This is a genomic window from Streptomyces sp. NPDC092370, assembly GCF_044755265.1.
Taxonomy (GTDB): Bacteria; Actinomycetota; Actinomycetes; order Streptomycetales; family Streptomycetaceae; genus Streptomyces.
This window is the reverse complement of record NZ_JBIVQO010000016.1, coordinates 1-20,440: the sequence shown is the minus strand read 5'-3', so window position 1 is coordinate 20,440 and position 20,440 is coordinate 1. Positions and strand designations below refer to the sequence as shown.

14 protein-coding genes are annotated in these 20,440 nt (G+C 69.6%); 6 read left to right on the top strand and 8 right to left on the bottom strand.

What is annotated here, in order from left to right; translation table 11 throughout:
* Positions 1–581: 581 nt before the first annotated feature.
* Together ACIQHQ_RS33785 and ACIQHQ_RS33780 are read right to left on the bottom strand one after the other, a co-directional pair.
* Entirely contained in the window at positions 582–3,050 is a 2,469-nt protein-coding gene (locus ACIQHQ_RS33785; RefSeq protein WP_402619532.1) for a SpoIIE family protein phosphatase, read from the bottom strand.
* A 332-nt stretch (positions 3,051–3,382) separates the two neighbouring features.
* The gene (locus tag ACIQHQ_RS33780) at positions 3,383–4,105 is read right to left on the bottom strand and encodes a FadR/GntR family transcriptional regulator (protein WP_402619529.1); all 723 of its coding nucleotides are present in this window, start codon (positions 4,103–4,105) and stop codon (positions 3,383–3,385) included.
* Between the two features lie 657 nt (positions 4,106–4,762).
* Between ACIQHQ_RS33780 and ACIQHQ_RS33775 the strand changes: the two genes are divergently transcribed.
* Positions 4,763–6,994, top strand: coding sequence for an alpha-L-fucosidase (locus ACIQHQ_RS33775; protein WP_402619525.1), 2,232 nt, complete (start codon positions 4,763–4,765; stop codon positions 6,992–6,994).
* Positions 6,995–7,179: 185 nt separating this feature from the next.
* Complete coding sequence (locus ACIQHQ_RS33770) at positions 7,180–7,338, top strand: hypothetical protein (protein WP_402619522.1); 159 nt, start codon at positions 7,180–7,182, stop codon at positions 7,336–7,338.
* A gap of 171 nt (positions 7,339–7,509) precedes the next feature.
* Here ACIQHQ_RS33770 and ACIQHQ_RS33765 read toward each other — a convergent pair whose 3' ends face one another.
* From ACIQHQ_RS33765 to ACIQHQ_RS33750, 4 genes are all read right to left on the bottom strand, one after another.
* A complete protein-coding gene (locus ACIQHQ_RS33765; RefSeq protein WP_402619520.1) occupies positions 7,510–8,202 on the bottom strand; it encodes a lysostaphin resistance A-like protein in 693 nt (230 codons plus the stop codon).
* A gap of 603 nt (positions 8,203–8,805) precedes the next feature.
* Positions 8,806–10,815, bottom strand: a complete 2,010-nt coding sequence (locus ACIQHQ_RS33760; RefSeq protein WP_402619517.1) for a cell wall-binding repeat-containing protein — start codon at positions 10,813–10,815, stop codon at positions 8,806–8,808.
* 642 nt (positions 10,816–11,457) lie between these two features.
* Positions 11,458–12,024: a relaxase domain-containing protein gene (locus ACIQHQ_RS33755; RefSeq protein WP_402619515.1), complete on the bottom strand. Its 567-nt coding sequence runs from the start codon at positions 12,022–12,024 to the stop codon at positions 11,458–11,460.
* Between the two features lie 472 nt (positions 12,025–12,496).
* Positions 12,497–13,321, bottom strand: a complete 825-nt coding sequence (locus ACIQHQ_RS33750) for an NAD(P)H-binding protein (protein WP_402619512.1) — start codon at positions 13,319–13,321, stop codon at positions 12,497–12,499.
* A 363-nt stretch (positions 13,322–13,684) separates the two neighbouring features.
* Between ACIQHQ_RS33750 and ACIQHQ_RS33745 the strand changes: the two genes are divergently transcribed.
* Positions 13,685–13,921 carry a hypothetical protein gene (locus tag ACIQHQ_RS33745; RefSeq protein WP_402619510.1) on the top strand — a complete coding sequence of 79 codons (237 nt, stop codon included), beginning with the start codon at positions 13,685–13,687 and terminating at the stop codon, positions 13,919–13,921.
* Positions 13,922–14,538: 617 nt separating this feature from the next.
* Here the strand turns inward: ACIQHQ_RS33745 and ACIQHQ_RS33740 are convergent.
* A complete protein-coding gene (locus ACIQHQ_RS33740; RefSeq protein ID WP_402619507.1) occupies positions 14,539–14,808 on the bottom strand; it encodes an RHS repeat-associated core domain-containing protein in 270 nt (89 codons plus the stop codon).
* Between the two features lie 488 nt (positions 14,809–15,296).
* Between ACIQHQ_RS33740 and ACIQHQ_RS33735 the strand changes: the two genes are divergently transcribed.
* From ACIQHQ_RS33735 to ACIQHQ_RS33725, 3 genes are all read left to right on the top strand, one after another.
* Entirely contained in the window at positions 15,297–15,548 is a 252-nt protein-coding gene (locus ACIQHQ_RS33735; RefSeq protein ID WP_402619505.1) for a hypothetical protein, read from the top strand.
* Between the two features lie 394 nt (positions 15,549–15,942).
* Positions 15,943–17,457, top strand: coding sequence for a glycoside hydrolase family 43 protein (locus tag ACIQHQ_RS33730; RefSeq protein ID WP_402619502.1), 1,515 nt, complete (start codon positions 15,943–15,945; stop codon positions 17,455–17,457).
* A gap of 227 nt (positions 17,458–17,684) precedes the next feature.
* Entirely contained in the window at positions 17,685–19,454 is a 1,770-nt protein-coding gene (locus ACIQHQ_RS33725; protein WP_402619499.1) for a cellulase family glycosylhydrolase, read from the top strand.
* Positions 19,455–19,666: 212 nt separating this feature from the next.
* Here the strand turns inward: ACIQHQ_RS33725 and ACIQHQ_RS33720 are convergent.
* On the bottom strand, positions 19,667–20,440 hold a 774-nt coding region (locus ACIQHQ_RS33720), incomplete at its 5' end, for an RICIN domain-containing protein (RefSeq protein WP_402619497.1).

Here is a 20,440-nt window from a genome sequence, read left to right as displayed (position 1 = left end):
GCAGGGTGATGGGTCGTCGGCGTCGCGGTGGGTGGTGAAGCGGTGCGGCCGGGAGGAGAGTGCCTCGGTGGCGAGGCGGTCGTGCGCATGCCGGCCCCCATCCGACCCGGACACCGGCACCGGCTTCTGGCTCCACCACGAGCTCGTACGCCCGCTGAACGGCAGCTCTTGCATGCACGGTTGGGCTGCCGCGTACCCGCCGGAGGCTCCCCCTGTCATCGAACGCTTCGGCCCGCATTCGCTGCCGGAGGTTTCGTGCTCGGCGGTCGGCGACAGCCCCGCTGCGGAGCCCGCAGGTTTCCGCTCCCCGTCCGCCGTGGCGACCGAGCGCGAACTGCGTGGCATGATCGAGCAGTTGGCCTGGGGCCTCACGGTGACCGCGGATTTGGCGCCCCTGCGCACCTTCCCCCGACGGGCCTGGAAGCGCCGGGTGCTGCCCGCTGTGCACGTCGTCCCTCAGGCACAGGCACGCTACCGCGGCTCCGTGCGTCTCCACGGCCAGGCGCTGCACCTGTCCGACGCGCTGGGGGCGAGCGCCCGTATCGCTGGTGCCCACATGCGGCGCACCACCACGGCGGGCGTCAGCCGCTCGCGCGGGGCCGGCCGTCGCGCTCGGGCTCGTCCGGCAGGGACTGTTCGGCCCAGATCGTCTTTCCGCCGGAGGTCTGGCGACTGCCCCAGCGCTCGGCGACCTGGGCCACGAGCAGCAGTCCGCGCCCGCCCTCGTCGAAGACCCGGGCCCTTCGCAGGTGCGGGGCGGTGCTGCTGCCGTCGGAGACTTCGCAGACGAGTGCGTCGGCGCGGATGAGGCGCAACGCGACGGGGCCGTTGCCGTACCGGATGGCGTTGGTGACCAACTCGCTGACGATCAGCTCGGTGGCGAACTCGAGCTCGGCAAGCCCCCAGCTGTCCAGCTGCTCGGCCGCCATCTTGCGGGCCCCGGCGACGGCCGCGGGATCCATGGGCAGCTGCCAGGTGCGGACCTGGTCGGCACCGAGCGTGGAGGTGCGGGCCAAGAGCAGGACGATGTCGTCGGCAGGAGGGTCGGGCAGGAGCGTGTGCAGGATTTCGTCGCAGGTGTCCTCCAGATCGGCGGACGGGCGGCGGAGCGCTTGACTCAGCAGGTCGAGACCGATGTCGATGTCGCGGTCGGGGACCTGGATCAGGCCGTCGGTGTAGAGGGCCAGCAGACTGCCCTCGCCCACGTCGATCCGGGCGGCCTCGAAGGGCAGTCCCCCCAGACCGAGCGGTGGCCCGGCGGGCAGGTCCAGCACACGCGCGGTGCCGTCGGAGGAGACCAGGACCGGCGGCGGGTGCCCTGCCCGTGCCAGGTCGCAGCAGCCGGTGACAGGATCGTAGACGGCGTAGAGGCAGGTGGCCCCGACCTCTCCCGACGCCTCCTCCGCCTGCCCCCGCGTCTCCGGGCCTTCCTCACGGTCGAGGCGGATGACCAGGTCGTCCAACCGGGTGAGCAGCTCGTCCGGGGCGAAATCTGCGTCGGCGAGGGTGCGTACCGCGGTGCGCAGGCGGCCCATGGTGGCCGAGGCGTGCACGCCGTGGCCCACCACGTCGCCGACCACCAGCGCGACCCGTCCCCCGGACAGGGCGATCACGTCGAACCAGTCACCACCGATCTCGTCGCCCGAACCGGCGGGGAGGTACCGGTAGGCGAGATCCACTGCCTCCGCGCCCGGCAGTCGCTCGGGCAGCAGGCTGCGCTGGAGGGTGAGCGCGGTCCGGTGCTCACGGGTGTAGCGACGGGCGTTGTCGATGCTGACGGCCGCCCGGGCGGCGATCTCCTCGGCGAGCGTCAAATCGTCCTGGACGAAGGGATCCGCCGTGCGGTGCCTCAGGAGCTGCATCACGCCGAGGGTGATCCCCCGGGCCCTCAGTGGCACCATCATCACCGAATGGATCTTGAAACGCCTTATGCTCTCGGCGCGGGCCGGGGAAGCCGTCGACCATGCGCGCAGCGGCGGGTCGCCCACGCTGTAGTGGCTGCCCCGACCGGTGATCAATGCCTGCGCCGGTGGGGAGCCGGGAGGGTAGACGTCGGTGTCACCTGTCGGCACGACTGATTCCGGACATCCCTGGAGCACCGACCGTTTCGCGGTACGGCGGCAGACGACCGGCGTTGCGGGGGGTACGGGTTGCGGCTCGTGTCCCTGGACGACCGACTCCAGCAGGTCGACGGAGGCGAAGTCGGCGAACCCGGTCACCGCCACCTCGGCCAGTTCCTCTGCTGTCCGGGTCACATCGAGCGTGCTGCCGATGCGCACGCTGGCGTCGTTCAGCACGGCGAGGCGGCGCCTGGCCCAGTACTGCTCGGTGATGTCGATCACCAGCGCCGACATCCCCGACACCGCGCCCGCCGGGTCCTTGAGCGGGGAGAGGAAGAGCGACCAGGCGTGATCGCGGACCTCGCCCGAGGCCCGGAACGGCTGATTCTCGCGGAAGATCATCTCGCCCGTGCGCACGACGTGATGCTGAAGCCGGTCGATCTCGTCCATGGGTGGGGTGGGATAGATCTCCCACAACGTCCGGCCCCTCATCTCCTCCGGTGTCAGCCCCATGGCTTGGCTCATCACCTGGTTGCACGTGACGAACCGTGCCTCACTGTCATAGACGGCCACGGGCAACGGGAGCTGCGCGAGCGTGAGGTCCCACAGCTCCGCCGTCCCCGCATCGATCGGCGCGGAGGCGTACGTCATCGCCGCTCGGGTGACGATCCAGTGGGGACCCCCGTACGGGTCCACCAGCGGGGTGCCTCGGAGCTGCACGGTGACACGGTCTCCGTGGCGGTTCCGCAGCGCCACGTCGCTCGTCCATGGCTCCCAAGCGGCCAGGTGGCGCCGCATCGAGACGGGCAGCCTCGCGGCGAGCAGGCCGGCGACCTGCCGACCCACCACCTCCTCGCGCTGGTAGCCGAGCAGTCGCCCGGCTCCGGCGCTCCACATCGTGACGAGTCCGCGGGCGTCGATGACGACCGCGAAGTCGTCGGGTGCGTCTACTCCCCTTGCTCCTATGGTCGTGTCGGGCTCATGGTTCATGGAATATCCCGACCTCGTTCCTGCCGCGCCCCGGCACGGCGCCGCGTCACCCGTCACGGGCGCTGCCTCCAGCATCCCGCCGCGGGACCCGGCGCTCAACCGGCCACGGCAGGCCGCACGACCGAGGGGCCTCGGGGACAGGACGGCGGGGCGTCGCCCAGGTGGTCCCGCTCGACGAGGACGTCCGCCGCATCCGGCGGGTTTCGATGCGAGGCGGTCGCTCTCGCGCCCTGTGCGCACGGCGTCTGGGCTGCCTGGCGCCGTACCGGTCAGCGCCCGCCCGCCAGTCCCCGTAGCCCGGCGGCTCCGGGCTGCCGGTCGGCGCCCGCCCGCTACTCCCCCGCTGTCGTGCCGAGCCGGACGGGCTCGGTGGAGCGCAGGTGTTCCCTCAGCCACTGCTCGGTGTTGCTCACATGGAGCAGCGCGGCGGCCTGGCTGAGGGCGACGTCACGGGCGGACAGCGCGTTGAAGATCGCTTCGTGCTCCGCGAGAGTACGGCCCGCGGCCTTGTCGTCCACCAGACCACGCCAGATGCGAGCACGCAGGGTCCGGCCGGAGATGCCCTCCAGGAGGGTGAGGAGAGTCTCGTTACCCGTGGCGGCGACGACCGCACGGTGGAAGGCGGCGTCGTGGGCGTTGAGCCGTTCGACATCGTCCCGGGCCTCGCGCATGGCCTCCAAGTGCCGCTTCACTTCAGCCAATTGGGAGTTCGAGATCCGGGTGGCGGCGAGGGCCGTGGCGAGCGGTTCGAGGAGTCGCCGCACCTCCATCAGGTCCCGCAGGGCGACCGAGTCCCCCTGGAGCAGCTCCACCGCACCGCCGAGCCCCTCCAGCAACAGGCTCGGCTGGAGGCTGGTCACATACGTGCCGTCGCCCCGCCGGACCTCCAGTACCCGCGCGACGGCCAGCGCTTTGACCGCTTCCCTGGCGAGGTTGCGGGACAGGCCCAGCTGCGCGGCCAGATCCGGCTCCGGTGGGAGCTTCGAGCCCGGGGGCAGGGCGCCGGTCCGGATCAGCTCACGGATCTCGTCGATGGCCTTGTCCGTCAGAGACACCGCTCATCCCTCCCCTGCTCCACGAACACAGCCGACCTGCTCAGCCCCCGGGTGTCAAGATCGCCCAGAGGCCGCCCAGGACTTGCTGATCATGGAGATCCACGTTGGTCCGACCTGTTCCGCAGTCCGCATGCCGAGGGTGACGCCGATGATACTGGGATGCGTCTGCCGGCAGGCGATCGCGGTGGCGCGCAGAGCGGTCCCGTGCGCCTCGCGGACCTCGGCGATCGTCCGAGCACGGGCGACCAGGACCGGCGGGGCGCCCTGGTGGCCGTGCTCATTCCCTCGACGGGCCGGTCAGCGCAGAGCAGTCCGGTCAGCGCAGAGCAGTCCCGAGCCGAAGCCGCTCGACACCGGCACGCTCCTGCCGGGTCCGCGCGGCCGGCAGGGCGTCGTCCGGCGCCGACGCGGACCAGGAGGCCTTCCCGGCTTCCTGCCGATGCCCGCAACTGTGGGATCCGGCCCCGAAGAGACAGTCATACATCGTATGTCTGATGGGGCGCAATACGCATAAAAAGGGAATCAAGTGGCTCAAAAATCCCAGCCACGTGGCGCTTTCATCCCTGCACCGTGGTTGACAACCCAAGGCGCCATGGCCGACCTTCAAGCGTGGCCCTGCACCGTCCCCCTGTCCCCTTCCGCATCAGGGATGTGTTCATGTCGCACTCGCTCAACAGGCGCCAGTTGCTGGCCTCCGCAACCTGCGTGGTCACGGCAGCCGTTGTCGCAGACGTCTCCGGTGCCGGTACCGCTGCGGCGGCGCCCCGCACGTACACGCCCGACTGGAACTCACTGGACCAGCACCCACCGGCTCCGGAGTGGTTCCAGGACGCGAAGTTCGGGATCTACTTCCACTGGGGTGCCTTCAGCGTCCCCGCCTATGACAACGAGTGGTACCCGCGCAACATGTACCAGGCCGGGAGCAACGCGAACCGGCATCACGTCGCGACCTACGGCCGGCCCGCAGCGTGGCCGTACCACAACTTCATCAATGGAGCGCAGGACGTGTCGGGCAACACCGTGCGGTTCGCACCCAAGTTGAAGTCGGCCGGCGGGAAGTTCGACCCGGACGAGTGGGCGCAACTGTTCGCCGACGCCGGCGCCGCATTCGCCGGACCGGTCGCCGAGCACCACGACGGCTTCTCCCTGTGGGACAGCCACGTCAACGAGTGGAACTCGGTGCAGAAGGGCCCGGGCCTCGACCTGCTGGGGCTGTTCTCCACGGCCATCCGCGCCAAGGGCCTGAAGCTGCTGGTGGCCATGCACCACGCGTACAACTTCACCGGCTTCTACGAACATGCCCCGGCCCAGACGGACAACAGTCTCAAGAAGCTCTACGGCCAGCTGGGCCCGGCCACCGCGAACCAACTCTGGTTCGACAAGCTCAAGGAGGTCATCGACCGCGCCCGGCCCGACATCCTGTGGCAGGACTTCAACCTGGACGCCGTCGACGAGAAGCAGCGCCTGAACTTCCTGGCCTACTACTACAACCAGGCCGACGGCTGGGGCCGTGAGGTCGTCGCCACGTACAAGGACGGCATGAACGGCAAGGGCGAGGTCTTCGACTACGAACGTGGTGGTCCGGCCGACCTCACCAGCCCCTACTGGCTGACGGACGACAGCATCTCCAGCAGCAGTTGGTGCTACACGCAGGGCATCGGCTACTACAGCGTTCAGCAGATGCTGCACTCCTTCATCGACCGGGTCAGCAAGAACGGCAACATGCTGCTGAACATAGCCCCGATGGCCGACGGCACCATTCCCCGGGCGCAGAAGGACATCCTGCTCGGCATCGGCGACCACCTGAAGCGCTTCGGCGAGTCGGTGTATTCGACCCGCGCCTGGACGGCGTACGGCGAGGGTCCGACCAAGATGGGCGGCGGTTCGTTCACCAAACCGACGGCCGGCACCGCGCAGGACATCCGCTTCACCCGCAACAAGGCGAACAACGTCCTGTACGCCACCGTCCTGGGCTGGCCAGGCAGCTCGCTGACGGTCAAAACCCTCGGCTCGGACCGGATCAACCTCTCGTCCCTGACCTCGGTGAAGCTCCTCGGCACCACCGCCGGCACCTACCTCGACCTGCCCAAGCCGGCCCAGAACGACTCCGGCCTCACGATCACCCTCCCTTCCTCCGCGCCGTACGCCGCGCACGCCTACGTCCTGAGGCTCGACTTCTCCGGCACCATCCCCGGTCTGCGGCCGCTCGCCGGCGCCGTCGCCTTCACGGACGTCGACTACACCGGCGGCTCCGCCGTCCTCACCGTCGGCGACTACACCGCGGCCGACCTGTCCGCCGCCGGCCCGGGCCCGCGCACCCTCTCCTCCGTCCGGCCGGCACCCGGCTATCAGGTGATCGGCTACTCCGGCGACAACTTCACCGGCACCGCCTGGACCTTCACCGCCGACAACCCCGACCTCAGGGTCACCGGCAACAACGACCGGGTCACCTCGCTGAGGGTCCAGTTCAACCCGGCGACGTACTTCCGCATCAGCAACGCCACCAACGGTCTCGCCCTGGACAGTGGTGGCAACGTCGACTCCGGCTCCCACCTCAAGCAGTGGAGCTGGGACGGCAGTTCGAACCTGCAGTGGCATGCGGAGGCTGTCGGCGGCGGCTACTACAGGCTGGTCAACCGCACCAGCGGCATGGTCGCCGACGGCTGGGGCCACACCGAGAACGGCTCCGCCGCCCGGCAGGCCGCCTGGAACGGCGGCCCCAACCAGCAGTGGACCATCACCCATCGGGGCGGCGACCGCTACACGATCGCCAACCGCACCACCGGTCTGGTCCTCGACGGCGGCGGCGACGTCTCCTCCGGCTCCACCACCAAGCAGTGGACCTACGGCAACAGCACCAACCTGCTGTGGACTTTCACGGCGGTGTAGCCGACGGAGAGGCGGCCGGCGACGTCACGCCTCGATTCGGGGCGATCGAGCCGCTGGGACATCGGTACGTTCGGGGGTTTCCTGGCCGCGCCGGGCGGTGCCGTACCGATCAGACCAACAACCGCGGCGTTCAGGCCGCGGACGGCGCCGGGTGGCTGCGGAAGCCCGCCCCCGCCCCCGCATGCGTGTCCTCCGGCATCGCCGGCAAGTGCCTGGACGTCAACGGCACCGGCACCGCCGACGGGACCGCCCATGATGTTTCCGGCCGGTCGAGGATGAGCCGCGAGGAACTTCTCGACGCTCTCGCCCGCGCCGGGCGCCGCCGTAAGAAGAGGCCCGCCTGACCCCGCGCCCACGCCGTGGTCCCGGTTGGGGCAGTGCAGCGGCGCGCTCCTTCTAGACGGTGGCCGGGCCGATGACGGGCCAGTCTTCCCGGCCCGGCCAGCCGTAGCGGCAGACGCCGCTGACGGTCTTTGGGTCGGTAGTGGTTCCGAACCTGATCCTGCACTGCGGCTTCAGTCCTCGCCCCTCCATCGAGGTACGGCCCAGGCCAGCACGTAGCCGAAGCCGTTGACGGCCCAGTGCAGCGCCGCGGGCGGCAGCAGACTTCCGGACCGGCGCCGCAGCTCACATAGGACGACCCCGGCTGCGGTCGTGGCGACAACGGCGGCCGCGACCGACAGCGCGCTGCCTGCCGGCCCCGTGCCCAGGACCGCTGCGGCCGCGTTGGCCCGGCTCAGCCCGCGCGAGGGAAGCACATGCCAGAGCCCGAACAGCAACGACGACACGGCCGTGGCCCACGTAGTACCACGCCGACGCCGCACCATGGCCCACACGACACCGCGGAAGGCGACCTCCTCCAGCAGCACGGTGCCGACCGGCACCCGGATCAGCACCCGCCACAGCAGCTGCCCAAGGGTCAGGCCCGCGGCACGCTCGTCTTCGAATGCCTCCCCGGTGGCCGGCAGAGCAAGCCCGACCAAGAAGACGGCAAGAACCGCGCCCACCAGGACCGATGCCCACCACAGCCCCCGGTACAAGGCAACCGTATCGAGCCCGAGATCGGCGCGAGTGAGACCGTCCCACCGGGCGATCAGCAGCAGCGCGGCAGCCGCGACCACACAGGTGGGTACGTAGACGCCGGGCGCGAGCCAATTGTTGAGCAGGTTCGCGCCCACCAGGACGACCAGGACACAGAACATTCGCATGATGTCACCAGCATCCCTCGATCCACCCCACGAGCCGGGATGACGCAGCGAGCGTGCTACAGCTGAGGAATCTTGCAGTCCAGGCGCTATCGGCATCATCATCACCAGGGCTGATGGGCATCTGGACCGCGACCAGGTGGTGCTGTCCGCCGGCGGCTTCGGCGGCCAGGGCGAGCAGCTCCCCCACCGTGAACGCCTCTTCCTCGAGGCCACCCACGTGGCGACCCCGCACCCGGCCACATATCCGGCCGCCACTTGCTCTTCCAGAGCCTCGAACGCGTCCCGGATCGCGCGGTGGAGGGCGGGACGGTCGCCGGGGTGGGCGCTCTCGGGCTTGTGCAGCAGGATCTGGGCCAGGGTCTTTGCTGTCGCTCGGCCCACCAGAACACCCCTGCGGACGCGGGGGTGCTCCTGTGGGGATGCCGCGAGCGTCGTCCTACCCGTCGCCGACGCCGTTTGTTGCCCGCCCGCGAATGAGCCCGCCATGTAGATGATCCGCGAAGTCGGCCTCCCAGTCGGTCCGGTGCGCCGGCAGCATCGTCCGAGCGGCCGCGACGGAGGCCCCGACCGGCTGACCGGTCGGGGCCCTGAAGTCCGCGAGGGCTACTTCGTGGCCGCCACTCGCAGTGACGCGAGATCCGGGCTCGGCGCGGGCCCGGTGTCGACGGACAGCGGCTGCGCGGTCGTGGTCTGCGGCGCCACGCCCTTGTAGTACGGCGTGTAGACGTAGTGGGTGCCCACGCCGATCGCCGCCCCGATCTTGGGGATGACGGAGGCGTCGACCGATCCCGAGCCGCCGAAGACGGCCACGTGGTACATGCTCGACGACATTCGCATCAGGTACCGCTTGGTGTCGTACGGCAGCGAGGTGACGTCGGTCCACAGCAGCGGGCCGTGGGTGGTCATCGCCGAGGACGCGGAGACACCGCCCCGCCAGCTCCCCGCGGAGGCCACGGCGGCGTTCGACGGCAGCGACCACCACATGTCAGCGAGCCGCATGGCGTTCGACTGCGGCGTGGAGCCGGCGACCCGGTAGTAGCTGTACGAGCCGGGCCAGTTCGGCATCTTCCCGGCCCTGTACGCCTTGGTCAGCGCCGACTCGGCGTCGGTCCCCACCGTGATGATCTTCGTCGTGCCGGGACTGTACTTGTTGAGGTACCCGTAGACCGACGCGGTCATGGTCGAACCGTCGGTCAGCAGGACGGTCGCGGTACCGGCGGAGCCCATGGAACCGGCAGCGGAACTCGCCGCGAGGGCGTTGTGGTAGTCGGTGCCGGTGGCGAGGAAGACGTACTTCGGCGTGCTGGTGATGGCCTTGGCCACGGCCACCGAGGTCGAGTAGCGCGAGACGTCGGACAGCCGCTTGGCCACATACCCGAGCGAGGTCACCTTGGACGCCACCGCGCTGCTGAGGACCTTGGTGCCGCCGACCAGGTACACCGTCCTGCCCTTGGGCAACATGCGCTTGAGCTCCGTCTGCACCGAGGAGTCCAGGCCCGTCCCGGAGGTCATCAGCACCGGCCCCCGCTTCTTGCCGGCCAGCGATGTCGCGGTGGTGGCGTAGGCCGCGTCGGACTTGCTGATGAGCACGGCCGCGTTCGCGCTCGGCAGGCCGGTTGCGCCGGCGCCGACCGTGTTCCAGGTCCACTTGGACGACGCGATGTTGGTGTCGTAGGTGTCGGAGCCGTAGACCCGGGAGATCGCGTTGTTCCTGAGCGGCTGCCAGGCCACGTCGGTGCCGGTGCCCTGGGGCACCTGCGTGCCCGTGCCCGTGCCGAGGTCGTGGATCCACACCTGGGGTCCGCTGGGGACGTCGAGGTCGCCGGAGACGAAAACGTCGTACGCGATTCGGTTGCCCTGCGGCGACCAGGCGGGCCGATTGTGGTCCACGGCGTCCGTGGTGAGCTGGGTGAGCCCGGTGCCGTCGGTGTTGACCTTGAAGAGCTGCCTGTGCCCGTCGACTGACCGTGTGAAGGCCACCGACCGGCCGTCCGGGGAGATGCTCGGGTCCTTCGCGTTGTCGGCCAGCTTGGTGAACGCCCCGGAGCGGCCGTTGTAGACCCAGACGGCAGGGGCGCCCGCGGTCCCGCAGCTCGTGCCCGTACGTACGAAGGCCAGCATGCCGTTCACCGCGCCGCTGGGCTCGGAGTCGCAGCCGTCGACATCGGTGCCGAACAGGGCCTTCGGTGTGCGGGTGCCGTCGGCCGCGGTCAGCCGCAGCCGGCCGCCGGCCGTGAAGACGATGTCACCACCGCCGTACCAGAAGGTCGGATCGGCAGGATGCCAGCCACTGCCCGACGGCATGGCGATGTCGACGCCGGCGTCCTCGGAGTCGGCCCATGCCGTGCGGATGTGGTCGTCGTAGTGGTTCACGAAAGCGACCTGGCTGCCGTCGGCGGACCACGCACCCTGGTCTCCGGTCGGGTGGAACTGGGCCCACGATGACCCGTCGGGACGGACGAACGCCATCTGACCGCCGACGTCCGTGTAGAGCAGCTTGCCGTCGGTGGCCGGCCAGTTGCCGGGAACGGCGGCGGCCGGCCCGGGAAGCGCGGCGATGAGGCCCGCCGCGAGCGCGGCGGCAGTGGTGAGCGCCGCGGATCTGCGGCGCATACGCAGGTTCAATGTGCCCCCATAGTGAATGGATGGCTGCCGATCCCCTCCCCCAAGGCGAATGGACGGCTTCACGTTCGTCCGCACGACAGCGGCGAAACAATAGCCGCAGGTCACAACCGCTGTGAAGACGAGGGCTCCCGGCTTTGCCGGCCGATGATCAAGCGACCGGAACCTACGGTCGGCCAGCGATGCGTGTCGCCACCTCGCTCAGCTTGCATTCAGCGTCTGGTGCTTCCCAGGACCCGCCACATGTACGGTGCCGTGGTGACAGACGGGCGGTACCCACGACTGGCGGATGCGTTCCCCGCACTTGCTGCCGAGATCGCTGAGCTGCTGCGTGCTGAGGGTGAACCGCTGGCCGAGGTGGTCGCTGATGGTCTGCCGTGCCTGGTGCGTGAGGTGCCCGGTCAGGGCGCCGGCCAGCAGTCCCCAAGGCCACCGCCGCCCAGCTGCCCCCGACCAGGACGGCCACGATGACCACGGCGGCACCCGCGGCCAGCGCCGCCGTATCGCGGGCGAAGGCCCAGGCCCTGCGGGCGGTGCCAGGGCTGCGAAGCTTAGCGATAGCAGTGCGGACGACCAGGGCCGCGACGATGACGGCCGGGGCGATCAGGCCTGCGTCCATGCTGGGTCCTCGGGTTAGTCGGTGTGCTGCTGGGTGAGGCGGCCGTAGTGACGGCTGCGGCGCCCCAGCACCACGGCGGCCAGCACGGACGCGGCGAAGGAGGCGAGCAGGATCACGCCCTTGTCATCGGTCAGGTGCGCCTGGCTGGTGTCCCGCTCGTGCGCGGCCTCGATCACCCACCGGGTCTCCTCATCCCCCAGCGCCCACAACAGGTAGATCGTCGGCTGCGGCCGGAAGACGAGGTCGACACCGGTGACCGTCACCTGGCGACCGAGGGCGCCGGCCTTGAACGCCTTCTTCGGGGAGTCGCCCGCGGTGAGCCGGTCAGCCTCAATCCGGTCCGCGTACGGGTGCCGGCCCCGCTCGCCGTACAGGGTCCGCAGCTGGCTCTCGGTGACTTCCTCGCCCGCCGACAGACCAAGCACGGCCAGGCTGCGGCCCATCCAGCGTCCGACCGGGACGCCGGCTTGCTCCTGGGCCTCGCGCAGCGGCGTGCTCGATGGGCGGCGGCCGTCGCCGACGACGGTCTGGCGCAGGTAGCAGCGGTACATCTGACCGGCCCGGATGACCCTGATATCCACTGTGATGCAGACCACGCCACACGGCTCTGACCTGCAAGAAGGCCGATCAGCGGGACTTCCCGCCAGGTGGGAGCAGCGGCCGAACTTTCTTCTCAGGTGGCCGCCAGGCGGGAAGCGGCCTCGGGCCGGATGCGAATGTCATCGCTCTCCGGCAGCCCTCACATCACGACCCGGGCGATACCAACAAGCACCACCGCGCACCAAGGAATGCGCACTACCAACGAGCACCGTGGCTTTGTTCACGGGTTGTGAAGTCAGTTGCTCACGGGTTTGGGAGGCGGCCACATCCACCGTCGGGTGATGTTCACGAGTTTTGACGGCACTGGGGTGCTTGCCACGGGAGCATCGGGAAGCTCCTAGGGAAAGTCCTGGTCATGCCGCAGATGTCGAAGGTCCAGCTGCACGCGGCCTTCGATGGCGAACGTCACCCGGGACACGGCGAGTGAGGAATGTGGCGGCCCGTTCCCGCGTATCAGGCGCGGAAGGCGTCGGCGTGTGCGGCGGCCCATTGTGCGAAGGTCCGCGGCGGGCGGCCGACAACTTCCTCGACCGTTGAGGTCACCCTGGCCACCGTCTCAGGCACGGTCGCCCACATGTGCAGCATGAACTTGATGCCTTCCTCGGGCCACCCCTCAGCCCGCCAGTGCCGACGTGCCTGATCATCGGTCAGCTCGGTGAAACGGATCTCACGGCCGGTCGCCGCCGCGATGGCGGACACCTTGTCGGCCGGCATGAGGGCTTCGGGGCCCGACACAATGAGGCTCCTTCCCGCATAGCCGCCCCTTACCAGCACGGTCGCGGCAACGGCGGCGACGTCTGCCTCGTCGGCCGAAGCAGTCCTGCGGTTCGCGTACGGCTCGCGAACCTCCGCCGTACGCCGGATGGCCTCAGCCCATCCCAGTGCGTTCGACATGAGGTCGATCGGCCAGATGAACGTCCACTCCATGCCGCTGTCACGGACGGCTTCGCCCAGCTCTCCTTCTTCACCGGGCGACAGGACCGTCAGCCGCTCCACGCCCGCCTCGGCGGCCATCCCCATGATCTGCGGCCCCGTCTGCAACGGGGCGTGGTCGTGCCCGGTGGTTCCGAGCAGGTGCACGGCGGAGACTCCATCGAGAGCCGCGGCCATTGTCTGCGGCTTCGTAAGGTCGCCGCCCACCACTTCGACATCGGCGGGCAGGCTGGTCGCCTCGGCCGGGGTGCGCGTGAGCGCGCGAACCGTCTGTCCGGCCTGCCGAAGTCGCTCGACCACGTGGCGCCCCAGAGTTCCCGTCGCACCAGTAACCAGAATTGTCACGTCACTCCTTGCCTGCTGCCTGTTGAGACGGGCACCGCGCTGAGCGGTGGTCGAGCCGCGTTGGCCGGCCCAGACGAAAGTACGTGGCAGCTAGGTCAGATACTGTCCTCAATCCGACCGAGGCACGGACCGCGCTGCACACCACTGGCTCTAGCCATACGGGAACAAGGCCCTCACTGGCGGCGGGCCGTCCCATGCGGTGGCGTCAGTTCTCGTGAACAATCGCGCAATCGCTGATCGCCAACTGCCTCCCGAACCGATGGAAAACGCTGCCGTTGAAGTGAACGAAGCCAGCACCGCCTACATCAGCCCCCGGCACCCGTCGAGGGCTTCGTCGTGCTGCCCGGAGGAGACCACCGTGCCTTGAGACCCTCCCCCTTCACCGCCGACCTCCAGCACCTCACCCCCGCGCAGCGCCAGCGCTTCCGCCGCGTCGTCCTGGACGCCTTCGTGCCCGGCCTGCGTCCCGGCCGCCAGTTCCGCCCCGAGTTGCGGCAGTCACCAGGGGGTCCCGCCCTGATTACCCAGACGGGCTCTCCAGGCCAGAACCCCGCAGCAGCCCCGCCGCCCGAAGGCGGCGGGGCTTCCCGTGGCAGCTGAGCTGCTTCAACAGCCCTCGTGGCCAATAGTTGCGGCGGCCATGTCAAGATCACCGTATCGTTGTCTGTACGTATGGCGGCCTGTCCGACCCCAACCACTCTGGTGGCTGCGAGGACTCCAATGATGATCAGGAATACTCCTACGATCAGCGGACCAGTCCGCACGGTGGACTCCCCAGCGGCTGCGTTCGCCCTGCCGAAAACGTTGCGCTGGCTTGTGGCGGCGCGCGCGAATTTCTTGCTGTAGATGATGAGTCCAAGGCCTGCGAGGATGCCGAACGCCGAGAGGAAGATACGCACCCAAACTCCTGGTGTTGAAATGTGGGGGCCTGAGCCCGCCCAAGGGACTGGGGGCGGGCTCAGGCTTCGGTTACCTGACTACGAGTCGTTGTTTCGGTCAAAATTGAATTTGGAGTCCCCCACTGCACGTCGGGGTTGAGGCATAGGTTCCGAGCCCTCCACTGGCGCTGGCTGTCGGAGACCCATCTTGACCCCCGATTTGACCACCGACGGCGCCCAAACCGGCAGCACAGCCCCCGTAAGCGGACGGCCCGGCGTCTGCGCCTCCCGTGGATCCTTCGAAGCCTCCGCCAATGCCCGGAAGTCCCACACCAATCTTCACGTAGCCACCGCTGTTACCGGAATCGTCCTTGGAGTACCCGCCGCCCAGGCACACCCGAAGCATGCGTCAAGGCCGGCCGACCAACTCCACAGCCCACTGGCATCACTGTTGTTTACGGGATCGCCTTTGGCGTAGAGGTAGGGGTTGGTCTCCTGCCCCGACGGGTCCGGCTGGGTGAAGCGGCCGAAGGACGGGTCGTAGTAGCGGTGGCCCATCTTGTACAGGCCGGTTGGGTCGAGGTAGGCGCCGGTGTAGCGGTCTGCCACCGCCGCCTCACCAAATGAAACGACGCCTTACCACGCCTGCGACGGCGGCCTGCGTGCCTACGTGCCTGCGTGCCTGCGTGCCTGCGTGCCTGCGTGCCTGCGTGCCTGCGTGCCTGCGTCGGCCAGTGCATCAGGCACCGCAGTCCCTCATCGCGCCCACCCGTCGAAGCGCTTCGATTCGGCATCTGTGCCTCTGGTCTGCCAAACACCAGCACAGAACGAGTCGTTGGGGTCGGGACCCTTGTATTGCACAGAAACAGTCCGCTACTTTGCGACTGATGGTGAAGCGCTTCGACAGCCGTCACAGGAGGGCCGCCTCGGATGGGCCGACATGAGCAAGGAACAAGCGACCTTCCACTGGCAGCGGCCATCCCGGCGAGACCCCGGGCGCCGGCCTGCTCGGCCACAACCGGGCACACCTCGACTGGCTGGAAGGCGTCCTCGACCGGCACCCGCACCTGGTCCCGGAGAACTGCTCCTCCGGCGACATGCGCTGGAATCACGCCCTGTGGTCGCGGATGCAGTTGCAGTCCACCAGCGACCAGCAGAACCTCCACCTCTACGCGTCCATCGCGGTGTCCGCGCCCACCGCCGTCACACCCGAGCAGGGTGCCGTCTGCGCGTACCCGCAGCCGGAGGACTCCCTGGACGAGGTGGCCTTCACCATGGCCAACGCACTCCTCGGCCGGATCCATCTCTCCGGCCGCGTTCCCGAACTCGGCCCGGAGGCTCGCGCCTAGGTGCGCGAGGCCGTAGCGGTGTCCAAGGCCGTCCACGCCGGCCCGCCGCGAGCCGTGCCGTCCTGGCCCTCTGGATCTGCCTGCCTGGGACGACCCCTGGATCGCCCTGGCCCCGCGCACTTCCGCCACCACCTACCTCACCGCCTGGCGCCGCCCCCGGACCGACGCCACGGCGACGCTTCACCTGCCCCATCCGCGGGACACCGCCGCCCGTGTCGACGTGGTCTGCCTCTCGGCCGGTCGGGCCGCCCCCGCCTGGATGCCCGGCACGGCCGACTGAGCCTGTCCCTGCCCACCGCGCCGTCCGCCGTCCTGCTCCGCGTCACCCCCACGGCGCCGGCGCTCCCCGAACCACTCCACGCCCGCATCACGAACCGACGAGAGGACCCATCGGGTGCCCCCTCTGCGCCAGCCGGACGGACGCTCCACCAACCCCGTGCTCCCCGGCTTCCATCCCGACCCCAGCGTCTGCCGCGTCGGCGACGACTACTACCTGGCCTGCTCCAGTTTCGAGTACTTCCCCGGGGTGCCCCTCTTCCACAGTCGTGACCTGGTGCACTGGACGCAGATCGGCAACGTGTTGGACCGGCCGGAGCAACTGCGTCTGCCCGCCTCCATGCCGTCCTCCGGGGGGATCTACGCCCCCACCCTGCGCCACCACGACGGCCGCTTCTGGCTGATCGTCACCAACTGCAGCGAGGGCGGCGGCAATTTTATCGTCACGGCCACCGACCCCGCGGGGCCGTGGTCGGACCCCGTCTGGGCGCCCGGTGTCCCCGGCATCGATCCGGACCTGGCCTGGGACGAGGACGGCACCTGCTGGTGCACGGTCGCCGGGGTCTCACAGGTCCGTATCGACCCGTCCACCGGGCGGACGCACGGAACACCGCACAGGCTCTGGTCCGGCGGGCCGGGCGCCAAGGCTCCGGAGGCGCCGCACCTGTACCGGGTCGGCGACTACTGGTATCTGCTCATCGCCGAGGGCGGCACCGAACGCGGCCACGGTGTCTCGATCGCCAGGGGCCGTACGCCCGCCGGCCCGTTCGAGCCGTGCCCGGCCAACCCGATCCTCACTCACCGCGGCACCGACCACCTGGTCCAGAACACCGGGCACGCCGACCTGGTCCAGGGCCCCGACGACTCCTGGTGGATGGTGCTGCTCGGCGTCCGGCCGGGCGGCGGCACCCCGGGCTGGCACGTGCTCGGCCGGGAGACCTTCCTGGCACCCGTGACCTGGGTGGATGGCTGGCCGGTCGTCGGCGAGGTCGCCCTGGACCTGCCCGAACTCCCGTGGCCGCTCTCGCCCCGCCCCGTCGAGGACCGCCGGGACGATTTCGAGCTCGCCGAGCTGCGACCGTCCTGGATCTCCCTGCGTGACCGGCCGGCCGAGCACTGCACCGTCAAGGAGCGCCCCGGATGGCTGACGCTCCGCGCGCGGGGCGGCTCCCTGGACGAGCCCGACGTGGTGTTCACCGGCCGGCGCCAGCAGCATCTGTCGTGCCGGGCGCGCACTTTGGTGGACACCGCGGAGGGAAGCGGTGGTCTGGCGGTGCGGCTCGACGAGCGGCACCACTACGCGATCGAGGTGTCCGGCACGCGGGTCCGGGTGGTCGCGCGCGTCGGCTCCCTGCGCACGGTCGTGGCCGCACGCTCCGTACCCGCCGGGCCGGTCGTCCTCGCCGTCGCGATCACGGAACCGCCCTCTCCGCACGGGCCGTGCACGGGTCCCGACGTCGTCTCCCTCGGCGTCGAGCAGCCCGACGGCACGTTCATCGAACTCGCGAACCTCGACGGCCGTTACCTGTCGACCGAGGTCGCCGGCGGCTTCACGGGCCGGGTCATCGGCATGTACGCCGTGGAAGGCACCGTCCACTTCGACTGGTTCGACTACCAGCCCCTCGACCGCTGAACCAGGCTCTCCGCCTACTCACGGGGACCCAGGACGCCCACCAGGTGGCGACGAGGGCCGGCCGGCTCCTCCCCATCGACCGGTTCGGTCGTCCGGCCCGGATCCCGAGAACGGCATGACACGCAGCGCCCCAAGTCCGCACGAGGGCCCTGCGGCGGCAGGCGTGGCCGGTGGCGGCGCCCGGCCCGGACCGGATCATCCGTACCACCGACCGAAAGGCATGACGCATGACGGACATACGGAGAACCGCACACCACCGCAGCCGCGGCCCCGGACGCCTGGCCGGCCTGCTGATGGCGATGCTCGTCGTCCTGGGGCTGGCCGGCAGCACCGCGATCGCCGCGCCCGACGGCCCAGCACAGCCGGCAGCCTCCACGGTCGCAGTCCCGGCCCGCGCCATGGACGCCGTCTCCGCGATGCAGCCCAGCTGGAACCTGGGCAACACCCTGGACGCGATTCCGGACGAGACGTCCTGGGGCAACCCGAAAGCCACCAGGGAGCTGTTCAAAACCATCAGGGCTCAGGGCTTCCGCAGTGTCCGCATCCCGGTGACCTGGAGCGCGCACCAGTCCACCACCGCGCCCTACAGCATCGACGCCGCGTACGTGAAGCGGGTCAAGGAGGTGGTCGACTGGGCTCTCGCCGAGAACCTCTACGTCGTGCTCAACGTCCACCACGACTCATGGCAGTGGATCGAGAAGATCTCCACCGACCACGACAAGGTGCTGGCCCGCTACAACGCCCTGTGGACCCAGATCTCCGCGGCGTTCCGGAGCGAGCCGCGCACCCTGCTCTTCGAAAGCGTCAACGAACCGGGCTTCGCAGACGCCACGGCCGCGCAGAAGACCGCGCTCATGAACGAGCTCAACACCTCGTTCCACAAGATCGTCCGCACTTCGGGCGGCGGGAACAAGAGCCGCCTGCTTGTGCTGACCACGCAAGGCGGCACCCCCTCCCAGGACCTCATGGACGACCTGTACACCACGATCAGGGCGCTGCGTGACAGCAACCTGGTCGCCACCGTGCACTACTACAGCTGGTACCCGTTCAGCGTGAACATCGCCGGCGGCACCCGGTACGACGAGGCCGCCCGCAACGACGCGGACGACGCCTTCTCCCGCATGCACGACACCTTCGTCGCCAAGGGCATCCCCGTCTACGTCGGCGAGTACGGCCTGCTCGGCTGGCCCGACCACAACCACCCCTCCCGCATCGAGCGGGGCGAGGCACTGAAGTACTACGAGCACGTGGGACACCTGGCGCGCGTCGCCGGTGTCACCACCGCCCTGTGGGACCCCGGCGCGTGGGCCTACCTGGACCGCGCGACCCTGAGGTGGACGGACCCGGCCCTGTTCGCCTGGATCAGGTCGAGCTGGACCACACGCTCGGGAACCACCTCCTTCGACAAGGTCTTCGTGGCGAAGTCGAGCAGGATCACGGCCAAGTCGCTCACAATGAACCGGAACGGCACCACATTCCGGGGGTTGTGGCACGGCGGCGCCAAGCTGGCCGAGGGCCGGGACTACACCGTCTTCGAGGACCGGCTCACCCTTACGGCACCGGCCCTGACCAGACTGGCCGGCGATCGCGACCACGGCGTCAGCGCCACGCTCGAGGCCCGGTTCTCCAAGGGGCTGCCCTGGCAGATCGACGTCGTCACGTACGACACTCCGGTGCTGTCGAACGCCACGGGCACGGCCGAGAAGTTCACCATTCCCACGAAGTACCAGGGTGACCTGCTGGCGACGATGGAGGCCACGTACGCCGACGGCACCAACGCCGGTCCGACCAGCTGGACTCCGTACCAGGAGTTCAACAAGGCGTTCTCACCGGACTACGCGAACGGCACGATCGTCCTGACCACGGAAACACTCACGTCACTGCGTGACGGCGAACCGGCGACGCTGACTTTCCACTTCCACAGTGGCGCCAAACTGAGGTACGAGGTCACGAAGTCCGCAGACTCGGTCACCGGTACGGCTGTCAAGGAATCCTGACCCACCGGCGCTCGCCCTGGTTGCCCGGATGCGGGCAACCAGGGCACCGGCGTCTCCGCCCGCCGCGTCACTCTCGCGGCCGGAAGGCTCCGAGCGTCTTGCCGGTCAGGTGGTCCTCGTCCGATTCCCTTACGGGGGTGGCGGGATGGTGGCTCCGCGCCGGGCTCCCGCAGTGCCCTGCCGGTGGCGCCGTGGCCGGTGGGCGGCGTCCCTCACGTGCGGTTCCACTTCTGGCCGGCTTGACCGTTGCAGGTCCACAGGACCAGCGGGGTTCCGTTGGCGGTCCCGGCCCCGTTGACGTCGAGGCACAGCCCGGCGCGGGCGTTGCGGATCGACCCGTCGGAGCCGACGGTCCACCTCTGGTTGTCCTGACCGTTGCAGGGCCAGGTGATGACCCGGGTTCCGTTGGCGGTGCCCCGCTCGTATGCGTCGAGGCACTTGTCGCCGAAGACGCGGATCTCGCCACCGGCCCAGGTGGTCCACAGCTGGTTGGCGGCCGTGTGGCAGTCCCAGATCAAAGCCGTGGCCCCGGCCGCGGTGGAGGCTCTGTCCACGTCCACACAGCGGCCGGACGCGTTGCCGCGCAACCGCGAGGTGGTGGCCGCCAGCGGGCTGCCGCCGCTCACCCGGAACACGGCCACGCCGTGCGCGGGGACGCTCGCCGAGATCTGCCCGGACGTGCTCGACGTGCCGCCGGACCACAGGTCGGTGAGGGTGAACGGCCCGCCGGTCAGGCCGACTTGCGCGGCGCTGGTGGTGATCGTCGTCGTGCCGCCTCCCCGGTTGAACAGGCCCACCGCGACCGAGCCGTCGGACAGGGGCTTGGCGAACACCTCGGTGCCGCCGTCGTCGCGCACCCTGCGACCACCCGCGCCCAGCGGGTCCTGATTCACCGCGAGCAGGCGCGGGTTGCGCAGGATGGCGCTCACGTCGGCGGACATGGTGCGGATGTCGTTGCCGGCCATGAGCGGGGCACTCATGAGTGC

Coding starts and splice junctions, on each gene's coding strand:
- ACIQHQ_RS33785 (WP_402619532.1), bottom strand. CDS start 3,050: ATGAACCATGAGCCCGACACGACCATAGGAGCAAGGGGAGTAGACGCA.
- ACIQHQ_RS33775 (WP_402619525.1), top strand. CDS start 4,763: ATGTCGCACTCGCTCAACAGGCGCCAGTTGCTGGCCTCCGCAACCTGC.
- ACIQHQ_RS33765 (WP_402619520.1), bottom strand. CDS start 8,202: ATGCGAATGTTCTGTGTCCTGGTCGTCCTGGTGGGCGCGAACCTGCTC.
- ACIQHQ_RS33760 (WP_402619517.1), bottom strand. CDS start 10,815: ATGCGCCGCAGATCCGCGGCGCTCACCACTGCCGCCGCGCTCGCGGCG.
- ACIQHQ_RS33735 (WP_402619505.1), top strand. CDS start 15,297: ATGCGCTGGAATCACGCCCTGTGGTCGCGGATGCAGTTGCAGTCCACC.
- ACIQHQ_RS33725 (WP_402619499.1), top strand. CDS start 17,685: ATGACGGACATACGGAGAACCGCACACCACCGCAGCCGCGGCCCCGGA.